8 protein-coding genes are annotated in these 15,042 nt (G+C 72.1%); 3 read left to right on the plus strand and 5 right to left on the minus strand.

Features of this window, described 5'->3' with window-relative positions; all coding sequences use genetic code 11:
• Positions 1-72: 72 nt before the first annotated feature.
• Positions 73-1,788 carry a maltose alpha-D-glucosyltransferase gene (gene treS, locus ACIBEA_RS20640; RefSeq protein WP_330332717.1) on the minus strand — a complete coding sequence of 572 codons (1,716 nt, stop codon included), beginning with the start codon at positions 1,786-1,788 and terminating at the stop codon, positions 73-75.
• Positions 1,785-3,776 carry a maltotransferase domain-containing protein gene (locus ACIBEA_RS20645; protein WP_399262840.1) on the minus strand — a complete coding sequence of 664 codons (1,992 nt, stop codon included), beginning with the start codon at positions 3,774-3,776 and terminating at the stop codon, positions 1,785-1,787. Before ACIBEA_RS20645 ends, treS begins: the two co-directional genes overlap by 4 nt.
• 452 nt (positions 3,777-4,228) lie before the next feature.
• Here ACIBEA_RS20645 and glgP point away from each other — a divergent pair, with 452 nt between their 5' ends.
• Positions 4,229-6,892, plus strand: a complete 2,664-nt coding sequence (gene glgP / locus ACIBEA_RS20650) for an alpha-glucan family phosphorylase (RefSeq protein ID WP_399262842.1) — start codon at positions 4,229-4,231, stop codon at positions 6,890-6,892.
• 16 nt (positions 6,893-6,908) lie between these two features.
• On the opposite strand, the gene ACIBEA_RS20655 is transcribed toward glgP, so the two are convergent.
• The gene (locus ACIBEA_RS20655) at positions 6,909-7,916 is read right to left on the minus strand and encodes an Lrp/AsnC family transcriptional regulator (protein ID WP_399262844.1); all 1,008 of its coding nucleotides are present in this window, start codon (positions 7,914-7,916) and stop codon (positions 6,909-6,911) included.
• 192 nt (positions 7,917-8,108) lie between these two features.
• Here ACIBEA_RS20655 and ACIBEA_RS20660 point away from each other — a divergent pair, with 192 nt between their 5' ends.
• Both ACIBEA_RS20660 and ACIBEA_RS20665 read left to right on the plus strand, forming a co-directional pair.
• Positions 8,109-9,665 carry an MFS transporter gene (locus tag ACIBEA_RS20660; RefSeq protein WP_399262846.1) on the plus strand — a complete coding sequence of 519 codons (1,557 nt, stop codon included), beginning with the start codon at positions 8,109-8,111 and terminating at the stop codon, positions 9,663-9,665.
• Between the two features lie 150 nt (positions 9,666-9,815).
• Positions 9,816-10,826, plus strand: coding sequence for a hypothetical protein (locus tag ACIBEA_RS20665; RefSeq protein WP_399262848.1), 1,011 nt, complete (start codon positions 9,816-9,818; stop codon positions 10,824-10,826).
• Positions 10,827-10,905: 79 nt separating this feature from the next.
• Here the strand turns inward: ACIBEA_RS20665 and ACIBEA_RS20670 are convergent, their stop codons facing one another.
• Entirely contained in the window at positions 10,906-12,417 is a 1,512-nt protein-coding gene (locus ACIBEA_RS20670) for a nitronate monooxygenase (RefSeq protein WP_399262850.1), read from the minus strand.
• A gap of 259 nt (positions 12,418-12,676) precedes the next feature.
• Positions 12,677-14,944, minus strand: a complete 2,268-nt coding sequence (locus ACIBEA_RS20675; protein ID WP_399262852.1) for a M4 family metallopeptidase — start codon at positions 14,942-14,944, stop codon at positions 12,677-12,679.
• Positions 14,945-15,042: the final 98 nt, after the last annotated feature.

A 15,042-nucleotide genomic window follows, 5' to 3' on the forward strand; every position in this document is an offset into this window, starting at 1 on the left:
CGATTGACCCATTCGCCGCCCACGGATCCGCACGTGATGAGGTCCTGTCCGCCGTGCGGCAGGCGCCCTCCGCTACTGCTCGGCGCGCAGCCTGAACCAGTAGAAACCGTGCCCCGCCAGGGTCAGCAGGTACGGCCATTCGCCGATCGGCGGGAACCGGACGTCACCGGTGAGTTCCACCGGCACCCGCCCGTTGAAGGACCGCAGGTCCAGCTCCGTCGGCTGCGCGAAGCGCGAGAAGTTGTGCACGCACAGCACCAGGTCGTCCGCTTCGCCCTCGGTGGAGGGTGCCTCGCGGAGGAACGCCAGCACCGCGGGGTTGGACGACGGGAGTTCGGTGTAGGAACCGAGGCCGAAGGCGGGGTTCGCCTTGCGGATCTCGATCAACCGCCGGGTCCAGTGCAACAGCGACGAGGGCGAGGACATCGCGGCCTCGACGTTGGTGACCTGGTACCCGTAGACCGGGTCCATGATGACCGGCAGGTTGAGCCTGCCCGGATCGCACGAGGAGAAACCGGCGTTGCGGTCCGGGGTCCACTGCATGGGGGTCCGCACCCCGTCCCGGTCGCCCAGCCAGATGTTGTCGCCCATGCCGATCTCGTCGCCGTAGTACAGGATCGGCGAGCCGGGCAGGGACAGCAGCAGGGCGGTGAACAGCTCGATCTGGTGCCGGTCGTTGTCGAGCAGCGGCGCGAGCCGGCGCCGGATGCCGATGTTGGCCCGCATCCGCGGGTCCTTGGCGTACTCGGCGTACATGTAGTCGCGCTCTTCGTCCGTCACCATTTCGAGGGTCAGCTCGTCGTGGTTGCGCAGGAAGATGCCCCACTGGCAGCTCGCCGGGATCTCGGGGGTCTTGGCGAGGATCTCGGAGACCGGGTAGCGCGACTCCCGGCGCACCGCCATGAAGATGCGCGGCATGACGGGGAAGTGGAAGGCCATGTGGCACTCGTCCCCGCCCTTGCTGTAGTCGCCGAAGTAGTCGACGACGTCCTCCGGCCACTGGTTGGCCTCGGCGAGCAGCACGGTGTCCGGGTAGTGCGCGTCGATCTCCGCCCGGACCCGCTTGAGCAGGGTGTGGGTGCGCGGGAGGTTCTCGCAGTTGGTCCCCTCCTCGGCGTAGAGGTACGGGACCGCGTCGAGCCGGAACCCGTCGATGCCGAGGTCGAGCCAGAAGCGCAGGGCCGAGACGATCTCCTCCACGACGGCCGGGTTCTCGTAGTTGAGGTCCGGCTGGTGGGAGAAGAAGCGGTGCCAGTAGTACTGCTTGCGCACCGGGTCGTAGGTCCAGTTCGAGGACTCGGTGTCGACGAAGATGATCCGGGCGTCCTGGTACTGCTTGTCGTTGTCGGCCCACATGTAGTAGTCGCCGTACGGGCCGTCCGGATCCTTGCGCGACTGCTGGAACCACTCGTGCTGGTCGCTCGTGTGGTTCATGACGAAGTCGATGATCACGCGCATGCCGCGCTGGTGCGCCGCGTCGACGAACTCCACGAAGTCGGCGAGGTCGCCGAACTCCGGCAGTACAGAGGTGTAGTCGGAGACGTCGTAGCCGCCGTCGCGCAGCGGCGAGGCGAAGAAGGGCGGGAGCCACAGGCAGTCGACGCCGAGCCATTGGAGGTAGTCCAGCTTGGCGGTGAGCCCCTTGAGGTCGCCCACGCCGTCGCCGTTGCTGTCGTGGAAGGAGCGGACGAGGACCTCGTAGAACACCGCCCGCTTGAACCAGTCGGGGTCGCGGTCCTTGGCGGGGGTGTCCTCGAAGAGGTCGTGGACGGGATCGTTGATCATCATGAGGTGGGTGACCCTCCGGTGAGCGGGGACGGTCGCAGAGCGGCCAGCACGTGCGCGGGCGTACGGCCCGGTTCCAGACGCACGTAATTCGCCCTGCCCCAGTGATAGGTCTCGCCGGTGAGCTCGTCGCGCACCGCGAGGGACCCGTGCCAGTCGAGGCCGAGTACCGGCATGTCCAACGAGACCGTCGCCTCCTGGGTGTGGTGCGGATCGAGGTTGACGACCACCAATACGCAATGCGATCCGCCGTGTTTCGAATAGGCGATCACTTGCTCGTTGTCGGTCGGATGGAAATGCACGTCGCGCAGTTGCTGGAGCGCGGGATTGCGCCGGCGGAGCCGGTTCAGCGCGGTGATCAGCGGGGCGATGCTGCGGCCCTCGCGTTCGGCGGCGGCCCAGTCGCGCGGGCGCAGCTCGTACTTCTCGGAATCGAGGTACTCCTCGCTGCCCTCCTTCACCGGGGTGTTCTCGCACAGCTCGTAGCCGGCGTAGATCCCCCAGGTGGGCGAGAGGGTCGCGGCCAGCACGGCCCTGATCTCGAAGGCCGGTCGGCCGCCGGCCTGCAGGTACTCGTGCAGGATGTCCGGCGTATTGACGAAGAAATTGGGCCGCATGCAGGAAGCCGAATCACCCGACAGCTCGGTGACGTATTCGGTGAGCTCCCGCTTCGTATTGCGCCAGGTGAAGTACGTGTAGGACTGCTGGAAACCGATCGCGGCGAGTGTGCGCATCATCGCGGGCCGGGTGAACGCCTCGGCCAGGAAAATCACGTCGGGATCGCTCTTGTTGATGTCCGCGATCACCCTTTCCCAGAAGACGACGGGCTTGGTGTGCGGATTGTCGACCCGGAAGATGCGTACTCCGTGGTCCATCCAGTACCGCAGGATGCGCAGGGTCTCCTCGACGATGCCGCCCATGTCGGTGTCGAAGTGGATCGGATAGATGTCCTGGTACTTCTTCGGCGGGTTCTCCGCGTAGGCGACCGTCCCGTCCGCGCGGTGGCGGAACCACTCCGGGTGCTTCTCCACCCAGGGGTGGTCCGGCGAACACTGGAGGGCGAAGTCGAGCGCGATCTCCAGGCGCAGCTCGCGGGCCCGGGCCACGAAGCGGTCGAAGTCCTCGATCGTGCCCAGCTCGGGGTGGACGGCGTCGTGCCCGCCCTCGGTCGAGCCGATGGCCCAGGGCACACCCGGATCCCAACTGCCCGCGGACAGAGTGTTGTTGGGCCCCTTGCGGTACGTGCTCCCGATCGGGTGGATCGGCGGCAGGTACACCACGTCGAAGCCCATGGCGGCGACGGCCGCCAAGCGCTCGGCCGCGGTCGCGAAGGTGCCGCTGACCGGAGCCGCGCCGGGCTCCAGCACCGCGCCCTCCGAGCGCGGGAACAGCTCGTACCAGGCACCGAAGAGGGCCCGCTTGCGCTCGACCAGCACGGCCAGCGGCTTCGAGGCGCTCACCAGCTCCCGGAAGGGTTTGCGGGCGAGCGCCGCGTCGACCTCCGGGGCCAGGGCCGCGGTCAACCGGGCCCCGGCCGGGCGGTCCCCGTCGCGCATCGCGTCGGCGGCGGCCAGCACCGCCTCGCGCCCGTCCCGCTTGGGGACCTTGGCGGCGGCCCGCTCGTAGAGCTCGGCCCCCTCCAGCAGCATCAGGTCCGCGTCGATCCCGGCCGGCACCTTGATCGAGGCGTGCGCGCGCCAGGTCGCGACCGGATCGCTCCACGCCTCGACGACGTACGTCCACCTCCCCTCCGTGTCGGCGGACACCCGGGCGCCCCACCGGTCGGTGCCGGGTGCCAGTTCGCGCAGCGGCACGGGCGGGCGCTGGCGCCCGCTCGGATCTCGCAGCACCACGTGCGCCGCGACCGCGTCGTGTCCCTCGCGGAACACGGTGGCGGAGACTTCGAATACCTCGTCCACGACCGCCTTGGCGGGTCTGGCGCCGCAGTCGACGGCGGGGCGGACGTCCAGCACGGGAATGCGACCGATCATGATGGGATCACCTGGGGGCAGTTCGCAGGGCTCGGTGACAACGGGACAGCCGACGACGTTCCGGCTGGTCGTGCACGCTCTGTTCGCTCTGTTTCTAGCCGCTCAGTGGACGGCTGGGCTGCGGGCATGGCCGCTCCTGTCCGCGTTCACTCGGGTGGCGGGAGGTGGGGCGGGGGGTGTGCCGTGCGCGGTACCCGGGGAGCCCTTCCCACTCTCGGCCCGCCCAATCCGCGCGCTTGGTTAACTACTCGTACGTAAGGACGAGCGCAAGGCGCGAGGGTCCGCCGTGGCCGGTGTTGTTCCCTCAGGTCGCCGTCCGCGCGCGGGTCTCGGCGGGCGGTGGAGGCGGGATGGCCGAGGAGCGGGCGCGCCGCTAGCCTTCCCGGGGTGATGCGCGGGTGCACAGCGTGGTGCGGCCGCTCCGATGCGTAAGCCCCTGCGAAGGTGGACACGTGAAGGCTATCCGTCGATTCACCGTGCGCCCTGTCCTGCCGGAACCCCTCCTGCCGCTCGCCGATCTCGCGCGCAACCTGCGCTGGTCGTGGCACGGGGAGACCCGGGAACTCTTCCAATCCGTCGACCCCGAGGGCTGGCTGGCCGCCGGAGGTGATCCCGTCCGGCTGCTGGGGGACGTCGCCGCGGCCCGGCTGGAGGAACTCGCGCGGGACCGCAGGTTCCTGCGCCGGCTCTCCGCCGTCTCCGCCGACCTCGACGACTACGTCCACGGCGACCGGTGGTACCAGGGGCAGGAGAACAGCGCCGAGCTGCCCGCCGCCATCGCCTACTTCTCGCCCGAGTTCGGCATCACCGCCGCGCTGCCGCAGTACTCCGGCGGCCTCGGCATCCTCGCCGGCGACCACCTCAAGGCCGCCAGCGACCTCGGGGTCCCGCTCATCGGCGTCGGCCTGCTCTACCGCCACGGGTACTTCCGCCAGTCCCTCTCCCGCGACGGCTGGCAGCAGGAGCACTACCCGGTCCTCGACCCCAACGAACTGCCCGTCTCCCTCCTGCGCGGCCCCGACGACCTCCCCGCCCGGATCACCCTGTCGCTGCCCGGCGGCCGCAGCCTGCACGCGCACGTCTGGCAGGTCCGGGTCGGCCGGGTGCCGCTGCTGCTCCTCGACTCCGACGTCGAGGACAACGACACCGCCGCGCGCGAGGTGACCGACCGCCTCTACGGCGGCGGCAGCGAGCACCGGCTGCTCCAGGAGATGCTGCTCGGCATCGGCGGCGTCCGCGCCGTACGAACGTACTGCGCGCTCACCGGCCACCCGGACCCCGAGGTGTTCCACACCAACGAGGGTCACGCCGGCTTCCTCGGCCTCGAACGCATAAGGGAACTGGCGGGCGGGGAACCGGCGGGCGGGGGCCTGGCCTTCGACGCGGCCGTCGAGGCGGTCCGGGCCGGAACGGTGTTCACCACCCACACCCCGGTCCCCGCGGGCATCGACCGCTTCGAGCGCGGGCTGGTCGCCCGGCACTTCGCCGACGGCGGCGAACTGGTCGGCGTACCCGTGGACCGGATCCTCGAACTGGGCGCCGAGAGCTACCCGGGCGGCGACCCCGGCGTCTTCAACATGGCCGTCATGGGGCTGCGGCTCGCCCAGCGCGCCAACGGGGTGTCGACCCTGCACGGCGCCGTCAGCCGCGGCATGTTCGCGGGACTGTGGCCGGGATTCGACCCCGCGGACGTCCCCATCGTCTCCGTCACCAACGGCGTGCACGCACCGACCTGGGTCGCCCCCGAGGTGGTCCGCCTCGGCGCCCGCCAGATCGGCGCCGGACGCACCGAGGACGCCCTGTCCGTCGGCGGATCGCAGCGCTGGGACGCGGTCGCCGACATCGCCGACCAGGATGTGTGGGACCTGCGCCGGGTGCTGCGCGAGCAGCTCGTCCAGGAGGTCCGCGACCGGCTGCGGGCCTCGTGGCGCCAGCGCGGGGCCGGGGACGCCGAGCTCGGCTGGGTGGACTCCGTGCTCGATCCCGACGTGCTCACCATCGGGTTCGCGCGCCGGGTGCCCTCCTACAAGCGGCTCACGCTCATGCTGCGCGACCCGGAACGGCTGCGTCGACTGCTGTTGGACCCCGAGCGGCCCGTGCAGATCGTCGTCGCGGGCAAGGCGCACCCGGCCGACGACGGCGGCAAGCGGCTCGTGCAGGAACTGGTGCGCTTCGCCGACGACCCGCGGGTGCGCCACCGCATCGTGTTCCTGCCCGACTACGGCATGGCCATGGCGCAAAAGCTCTACCCCGGCTGCGACGTGTGGCTCAACAACCCGCTGCGCCCGCTGGAGGCCTGCGGGACCAGTGGGATGAAGGCCGCGCTGAACGGCTGCCTCAACCTCTCGGTCCTGGACGGCTGGTGGGACGAGTGGTTCGAGCCGGACTTCGGCTGGGCCATCCCCACCGCCGACGGCTACGGCACCGACGAGGACCGGCGCGACGACGTCGAGGCGAACGCCCTCTACGACCTGATCGAGAACCGGGTCGCCCCGCGCTTCTACGACCGTTCCGGGCGCGGCGCGCTGCCCGTCCGGTGGATCGAGATGGTCCGGCGCACCCTCGTCTCGCTGGGGCCCAAGGTGCTCGCGGGGCGCATGGTGCGCGAGTACGTGGAGCGGCTGTACGCACCGGCCGCGCTCGCCCACCGCTCCCTCACCGCCGAGGCGGCGTGGGAACTCGCCTCCTGGAAGGGGCGGGTACGGGCGGCCTGGCCGCGGGTCGGGGCGCTCCACGTGGAGGCCCTGGCCGCCGGTCCCGCGGGAGCCGTGGGAGGCACCGCCGAGCTGGGGTCCACCCTCACCCTGCGCGTCCAGGTCGCGCTGGACACGCTCGGCCCCGACGAGGTCGAGGTACAGGCCGTCGCGGGGCGGGTGGACGCGCAGGACGTCATCGGCGAGGCGCGGACCTTCCCGCTCAAGCCCGCCGCCGGACCGGACCTGGAGGGCCGCTGGCTGTACGAGGGCCCGCTCGCCCTGGACCGTACGGGCCCCTTCGGCTACACCGTACGGATCCTGCCCGCCCACCCGCTGCTGGCCACCCCGGCCGAACTGGGCCTGGTCGCGGGCCCGGTGGACCCGCCGACGGGCCCGGGCGGCGGGGTGCTGCTGCGCTGAGGCGGCCGCACCGGGGTCAGGGGGCGGGCGGCGGATCCACCAGCCGCCCGTCCTCCACCAGCATCCCGGCCCGCTTGATGTTCCGCAGGGTCGGGATCACCTCCACCTGCTGTACGCCCGCCACCGCGCCGATCCGCTCGGTCAGATAGGTGTAGAGCCCTTCCGTGTCCCGGCACACCACCACCGCGAGCAGGTTCGCGGCCCCCGTGACGGCCGCCGCGAACGGCACCTCGGGGTGGGTGGAGAGCGCGGCGCCCACCTCCGCCAGCCGGGCCGGCGCCGCCGTGATCAGCAAGGTGGCCTCCGCCTCGTACCCCAGCACGCCCGGGACCGTCTCCACGTCCAAGTAGAGCGCTCCCAGCTCGCGCAGCCGTTCCAGCCGACGGCGCGCCGTCGACTCCGACAGGCCCGAGGCGCGCGCCAGTTCCGGATAGCCGGCCCGGCCGTCGTGACCCAGCACCGCCAACAGGGCCAGCTCGGCCTCGTCCAGCACGTACCGCTCCCGCGACGGGGACCGCCCGACGGCCGGCTGCGCGAGCGCGGCCACCTGCTCGGGACCGAGCACGTCCATGCCGAACCAGGCCAGGGGCCCACCGGCGAAGGTCCGCAGGATGGTGTGGGCGCTGACCCCCGTCACCCGCCGGGTGCTCGGCAGCTTGTCCAGCAGCAGCCCGTCCCGCTCCCGCCGGCTCCGGGCCTTGGTCATGCAGTGGATCTCGGTCCCGCCCGAGGCGAGCTGCACCCACGCGATGTCCGGCCGCCGCGCCAGCGCCCCCGCCACCGCGAGCGCCGCGTCCGGCGCGCACTGCACGCGCAGCCAGGACTCCAACAGCCCGACCCGGCTGCCGAGCGGCAGCCCGACCACGCGCACCAGGCCGGTGGTGCGCATCCGGCGGTAGCGGCGGACCACCGTCTGATCGGAGACCTCCAGCACCTCGGCGAGGCGACTGAAGGGCGCCCGCCCGTCGATCATCAGGGCCTGGATGAGCGCGTGGTCGAGCCGGTCCAGCTCCGCGGGCTTCATGGTTTCCATCATCCCAGAGCCTGTGGTGAAGGGAATCCGGCAGAAGGCAGGTCCTGGATGGGCGATCCGGTGGCCGGCTGAAACCTTGGGACCACCGGGTGCCAGAGTCCCGGCCGCCGGAACTCCGGCCCCGGCCCGACAGGGTCCGGAGCCCCCGGACCCGGACCCCAGAACTGCCCAAGGAGAGTCCCCATGCGTAAGTGGCTGCCGTTGACCGCGGTCTGCCTCGGCGCGTTCATGCTGCTGGTCGACGTCACGATCGTGACCGTCGCCCTCCCCGACATGGCCACCGACATGCACAGCGGATTCGCCGGGCTCCAGTGGGTGATGGACGTCTACGCGCTCGCCCTCGCCGCCCTGCTCCTCGGCGCGGGCTCGCTCGCCGACCGGATCGGCCGCCGGCGGGTCTACCTGGGTGGCCTCGCCGTCTTCGCCGCGGCCTCGCTCGCCTGCGGCCTCGCCGACGGCCCGGGCACCCTGATCGCCTTCCGCGCCGTGCAGGGCATCGGCGGCGCCGCCATGTTCGCCACCACCATGGCCCTGCTCAGCGCCGCCTACCAGGGCCGCGACCGCGGGATCGCCTTCGGCGTGTGGGGCGCGGTCAACGGGGCCGCCGCCGCGGCCGGGCCGATCATCGGCGGCCTGCTCACCGAACACTTCGGCTGGCGCTGGATCTTCTTCATCAACCTGCCGGTCTGCGCCCTCGCCGTCCTCGTCACCCTCAAGGCCGTCGCCGAGTCCCGCAACCCGCACGCCAAGGGCGTCGACCTGCCCGGCATGGTCACCTTCACCGTCGGCGCCGCCGCCGTCACCTACGCCCTGATCCGGGTCGGTGAGAACGGCTGGACCTCCGCCACCACCCTCGGCCTCTTCGCGCTCGCCGTCCTCTCCTTCGTCGGCTTCGTCGTGGTCGAACTGCGCGCCGCCCACCCGATGCTGGACCTCTCGCTCTTCCGCAGCCCGGTCTTCGTCGCGGTCATGGCCGCCGGACTGCTGCTCTCCGGCGCGGCCTTCTCCTACCTCATGTACACCTCGCTGTGGCTCCAGACCGCCGAGGGAATGAGCCCCGTCGGCGCCGGCCTGGTGCTGGTGCCGCTCAGCCTGGCCGCGTTCCTGGTCGCCGCGGTGGCCGGGCGGCTGCTGCACGGGCTCTCGCCGCGGCTCACCATCGGCGGCGGGCTGCTGCTGATCGGCGTGGGGGCGCTGCTCCAGGCCCTGATGCTGGACGCCGGTGACGGCTGGTCCGCGCTGGTCCCGGGGCTCGCGGTGACCGGTGTGGGCGTGGGCATGGCGACCCCGGCGCTGGCCGCGGCCGCGATGGGCGCGGTGGCCCCGGCCCGGGCGGGCATGGCGGGCGGCGCGCTGAACACCGCGCGCCAGCTGGGCACGGCCCTGGGCATCGCGGTCCTCGGTGCCGTCTTCCACGCCGGCCTGGTCGACGGGCTGGGCGATGCGCGGGGGGCGCGCCCGATGGCCGACGCGCTGGCCTCGGGCGGAGCCGGGCAGCTGCTCGGCGCGGCCCCGGCGGGGGAGGCCCGGCAGACGCTGGACCACCTGGTGGACGCGGCCTTCGCGAGCGGGCTGCGGGAGACGTTCCTGGTGTCGGGGGCGATGGGCCTGGTCGGGGCGGCGCTGGTCTTCGTCCTGGTGCGGAGCGCCGCGCGGACCCCGGCTCCGGCCGGTGCCCCGGCGGCCGCCGGACCGGTGGTCGCCCAGTCGGCCGGGGATCGTACGCCCGTACGACCCTGAGTGCGTCCGGGCCAACGGCCCGGCCCCGCCCGGGTGAACCCTCGAACGCGCTGCGCATGGCGAATCGTTTCGGCAACCCCGTCCGCTCCTACGCTGCCGGCGGATGCCCACCGGACCCGGTATCCGAGGAACCCGAGAAACGGACTCCCCATGCGTCTTCGCACCACCGCCGCGGCCACGTTCGTCGGCGCGCTGGCCCTCGTCCTTCCGGCGGCGGGCCAAGCGCTCGCCAACGACGACGGGCACCACCGCTCGCTCGGTGAGCTGCGCTACCGGATCGAGGACGACGGATGGAGGGAGATCCACCCCCCGGAGAACGACACCTGCTACCGGCTGACCGGAACCAGCTGGGACCAGCCCGCCACCCGGGTCGAGAACGAGACGCGGTCCCTGGCGCTGGTGTTCGAGGACCGCAGCTGCGGCGGGCGGGCGGTGCGGACCCTCAACCCGTGGGACTCGACGGGCGGTCTGGAGGTCCGCTCGGTCCTCTTCAAGCCGTCCGACGACGACGATGACGACCACCACCACGGCGGTGGCCACGGGCGCTGGGACGACGACGATGACGACCGTCACCACCAGCGCCGTGACGGCGAGGGCCGCCGCGAGCAGGGCGGCCGCGACGAGCAGAGCCGGATGGACGACGACGGCCCGGAGCCGGTGACCCCGGACCAGGCGTCCCCGGACCAGTCCCAGCGCCCGGACGAGAGCCAGGGCCCGGACCAGAACCAGCGCCCGGACGAGAGCCAGGGTCCGGACCAGAGCCAGGGCCCGGACGAGGCGATGGGCCCGGACGAGAACCAGGGCCCGGACCAGAACCAGGGCCCGGACGAGGCGATGGGCCCGGACGAGAACCAGGCCCCGGACCAGAACCAGCGCCCCGACCAGGCCCAGCAGCCCGAGGAGAACCAGGGCCCGGACCAGAACCAGGCCCCGGACCAGAACCAGGCCCCGGAGCGGGAGCAGGCCCCGGACCAGGCGCAGGGCCCGGACCAGGCGCAGGGTCCCCGTGAGGACGAGGGTCGGCGCGCCCGGCAGGCCGCTCCGCAGGGCTACCGCGGCGACCGGATCGCGGCGAAGGCGGACGACGAGTCCGACGACTCCCTCATCCACGACGACGGCCTCGGCTTCTTCGAGGACGGCTTCCTGGGTCACTTCGGCTGACCCCCGCACCACCTGAAGGGCCCGGCCCCCCCGGCAGCGACCAGGGGGCCGGGCCCTTTCCGGCTGCGCGGCCGCTCGGCTACGCCGGCCGCGACTGCGCCACGGGCCGCGCCGCCCCGGCCGCCAGGCCGCCCGCCAGCCACGCCACCACGTCCGCCGCCGTGTAGGGGGAGGCGTCGGGGGACACCTCCGGCAGGAACGAGAGGTCCTTGCCGATCGTCACCAGCGGCGGTTCGACCCGGCCGCCCGGGCGGCGCTGGGCCAGCCCGATCGTGGCCAGCAGCCCGTTGCACAGACACTGCTTGCCCTCGGCGGCGGCCGCCTCGCCGCCCTTGCGGACGTACGCCGCCACCGGCTCCGCGGCGCACCGGTACACCAGCCCGCGCGGGCCGCGCACCGGCGTGCGCAGGAAGCCCAGGTCGCAGACCCGGCGCCGGGCGGCGGCGACCTCCGGCTCGGAGACCGTGCCCGGCAACTCCGCCACCTTGAAGGGGAAGGCGGTCGGCGAGGCGTCCGGGTCGTTGCGGACCACCAGCTTCCCGGCGCGGGCCCGCTCCAGCACCTCCTCGCGCAGGTGGCGGGCCATGCCGGACTCCTCGCACAGGGCGAAGGCGCTGCCGATCTGCACTCCGGTCGCGCCCTGGGCCCGCGCGGCCGCCAGCGCCCGCGGCGACGCCTGGCCGCCGGCCAGCCAGAACGGCAGCCCGAGCGCGGCCATCTTGGCGAGGTCGGGATGGTCGCGGGGGCCGTAGACCGGCTCGCCGGCCGCGTCCAGGGTCATCGGACCGCGCGGCGGGGCGCTGTGGCCGCCGGCCGAACTGGTCTCGATGACGAACCCGTCGGGCCGGGTGGCCGCGTCCCGGGCGAGGTAGGTGGCCAGCACCGGCAGCGACACGATGGCGAGCACCCGCGGGCGGCGCAGCGGCCCCGGCAGGTGCCCGGCGAGCAGGGCCTGCGGGTCGAAGAGCTGGTCCAGCGGTTCCTCGTCGCCCTCGACGTGGATCCGGGAGACGACGGGCTCGTAGCGGGCGAGGCGGGTCGCCAGCGCGGGGATGTGCCCGGGGACCCCGGCGCCCACGCAGACGTAGTCGGCCCCCGCCAGGATCGCCCCGAACATCGCGGGCGCGGTCGCCAGCTGGATCTTCTCCAGGTAGTTGATGCCGACGGGGCCGTCGTGGCCCTCCTTGGCGAGCCACACCTCGACGAAGTTCCCGAGCACGGTGAGGACTTCGGCCTGACTGCCCCCGGTGGCGCGCAACCGCGGGGTGGTGCGCATCGGGGCGCCGTCCGCGAGGTCCCCCTCCTCGCGGAAGTAGCAGTCGAGCACGGTCTGGGCGAGCTCGGGCAGCGGGAAGGCGTCGAGCGCGCGGCGCGCGTGGCCGCCGGGGTCACCGGTCTGCAGGACACGGGCCAGGACCACGTCGAGGGCCGTGCCGGAGACGACGCCCAGCTGACCGGTGAGGGCCACCGCGCGGGCGAGCCGCCAGCCGGAGACCCCGACGCCCATGCCGCCCTGGATCAGCCACGGGTGGTCGTCGGACCCGGTGCGCGCGGGGGTGTCGGCGAGGGGCTGCTGTGCTGTCGCGGGCATGTGTGCGTCCGTCCGTGCCGGTGCGGGTGTCCCGAACCTACGGTTCCGTAGGTTCGCTCCCGTTCAGTGTGAACCGGCCCGGCGCGCCTGTCCGGCGCCGAAGGTCCCGCACCTGCGGGGAGCAGGTCCCGTGGCAGAGCGGCCGTTCGGCCGTGGCACCGGCGGCGGTGGCCCCGGACATGGGACAGGGCCGCCCGGGGAGGTTTCCTCCCGGGCGGCCCCGTGTCAGGTCAGTTGGTGCTCACCGTCCCCGAGGGGATCAGAAGGTGAGCTTCCAGCTGTTGATGTAGCCGACGTCCTGGCTCGCGAGGTCCGCGACCCGGAGCTTCCAGACACCGTTGGCGACCTCGGAGGAGGCGTTCACGGTGAAGGACTGGACGATGTTGTCCGCGCTGCCGCCGGTGCGGTTGCGCAGGTTGTACACGCTGCCGTCGGGAGCGACCAGGTCGACCTTGAGGTCACCGACGTAGGTGTGGACGATGTTCACGTCGACCTTGAGGGTGCTCGGCGCGTTGCCCGAGCGGGCCACGGTGAGCGGCGACTCGACCGTCGAGTTGTCGTTGATCGTGTAGTCGGTCGTGTTCTCGAAGACGTTCTGGTCCGTGGTGCCGACGGTCCAGGTGAAGGACGTCGTACCCGTCTTCGAGGCGGAGTCGGTCACCGTGACGGTCACGTTGGACGTGCCGGCGGTGGTCGGCGTGCCCGAGATCAGACCGGTCGAGGCGTTGATCGACAGGCCGGCCGGGAGGCCGGTCGCCGCGTAGCTCAACGCGCCCGGGTTGGTGCTGGTGGCCTGGACCTGCAGGCTCACCGCGGTGTTGACCTTGGTGTTCTGGTTGGGAACCGAGGTGACGGAGACGCCGCTCTGCGGCGGGCGGGCTCCGACGGCGATACCGGCCCAGGCGTTGGCCACGTTGTTGTAGGTGGCCGAGCTGGCGCCGTACAGGTCGGCCGCCGCCTGCAGGGTCGCCGTACGGGCGGCCGCGTAGTTGGTGTTCGACTTGAAGTAGCCGACCGTCAGGGCTCGGAACCAGATCTTCGCGGCGGCGTCGCGGCCTATCGCGGTGACCGGGAGGTTGTCCGAGGTCGGGGAGTTGTAGCTGACCCCGTTGATGACCTTGGCGCCGGAGCCCTCGGACATCAGGTAGAAGACGTGGTTGGCCGGGCCCGACGAGTAGTGCACGTCGAGGTTGCCGAGGCCGGAGTACCACGCGTCCTTGGACCCGCCGTCCTTACTCGGCTTGTCCATGTAGCGCAGCGGGGTGCCGTCGCCGTTGATGTCGATCTTCTCGCCGACGAGGTAGTCGCCGACGTCGTTGGCGTTGTTGGCGTTGAACTCGACGGCCGCCGCCATGATGTCGGAGGTCGCCTCGTTCAGGCCGCCGGGCTCACCGCTGTAGGTCATGTTGCCGGTGACCGAGGTGAGGCCGTGGGTCATCTCGTGCGCCGCGACGTCGATCGAGGTGAGCGGGTGCGTGTTGCTCGTACCGTCGCCGTACGTCATGCAGAAGCAGGAGTCGTCCCAGAACGCGTTCACGTACGCGTTGCCGTAGTGGACCCGGCTGTACGGGGCCACGCCGTCGTTGCGCAGGCCATTGCGGCCGTGCACGTTCTTGTAGTAGTCCCACGTCAGCTGAGCGCCGTAGGCCGCGTCCGCACCGGCGGTCGCGCGGTTGGAGGCCGCGCCGTTGCCCCAGGTGTCGGTGGTGTTGGTGAAGAGGGTGCCGGTGCCCGACGAACCACCGTTGAGGTCGTACGTCTTGTGGTTGCCGCGGCCCGCGTCGTTCAGCGTGTAGTTGCTGCCCGACTGCGTGCTGCCCAGGGTGACCTGGCCGCTGTACATGGTGTTGCCGACGCCGGACTCGATCTTCTGCCACTCGGTGATCTTGGCGCCGGTCTTGGCGTTGGTGACCACGTGCAGCTCGCTCGGGGTGCCGTCGTGCTGGACGCCGCCGACCACGGTCTCGTAGGCGAGGACCGGGGCGCCTTCGGCTGCCCAGACGACCTTCTTCGCGCCCTTGGCGGCCTTGACGTCCTTGCCGCCCGCCGCGGACGCGGCGGAGAACGCCGTGCCCTCGGCCGCGGACGGGGTCACCGCGGCGGTGGTGTCGACCTTGATCTCGGCGTTGGTGGCCTTGGTGACGCTCTTGGTGACGCCGCCCTTGGCGTGGACGGTCAGGTCACCGCCGAGCACCGGCAGGCCGCCGTAGGTGCGCTCGTAGGTGGTGTGGGTGGTGCCGTCCACGTCCTTGACGACGTCGCGGACGATCAACTTCTCCTGGTCGCCGAGGCCGAGGGCCTTGGCAGCCTGCGCGGTGGTCGAGTTGGCCTCTGACAGGAGCGTCGCACGCTCCGAAGCCGACAGGTTGTAAGCGGCCGCGCCCGGGTTGGGCTGAGCGGCGGTGCGGGCCTGCGACGCGGTGGCGTCGGCGGAAGCGGTGCCGGTCTGGATGCCTACGGCCAGGAGTGCGGCGGCGGCAACGAGAGCGCCGGCCGCGGTGGCACGCCGGTGGGGGGTGGGACTCAACGCAGACTCCTTCTGCAAGGGGGTTCCGGAAGCTGGGTGGGCCTCCGGGCAGAACAGGCTGGTGCGCAGAACGGATCGAAGAGTGCCATCAACCGAGT

Origin of the sequence: Streptomyces sp. NPDC051555 (assembly GCF_044454405.1) — a bacterium.
Lineage (GTDB): Bacteria > Actinomycetota > Actinomycetes > Streptomycetales > Streptomycetaceae > Streptomyces.

Excerpts from the sequence above, each read along its gene's own strand:
- ACIBEA_RS20665 (WP_399262848.1), top strand. The coding sequence starts at position 9,816 with ATGCGTCTTCGCACCACCGCCGCGGCCACGTTCGTCGGCGCGCTGGCC.
- ACIBEA_RS20645 (WP_399262840.1), bottom strand. The coding sequence starts at position 3,776 with ATGATCGGTCGCATTCCCGTGCTGGACGTCCGCCCCGCCGTCGACTGC.
- ACIBEA_RS20670 (WP_399262850.1), bottom strand. The coding sequence starts at position 12,417 with ATGCCCGCGACAGCACAGCAGCCCCTCGCCGACACCCCCGCGCGCACC.
- ACIBEA_RS20660 (WP_399262846.1), top strand. The coding sequence starts at position 8,109 with ATGCGTAAGTGGCTGCCGTTGACCGCGGTCTGCCTCGGCGCGTTCATG.
- treS (WP_330332717.1), bottom strand. The coding sequence starts at position 1,788 with ATGATGATCAACGATCCCGTCCACGACCTCTTCGAGGACACCCCCGCC.
- ACIBEA_RS20655 (WP_399262844.1), bottom strand. The coding sequence starts at position 7,916 with ATGAAGCCCGCGGAGCTGGACCGGCTCGACCACGCGCTCATCCAGGCC.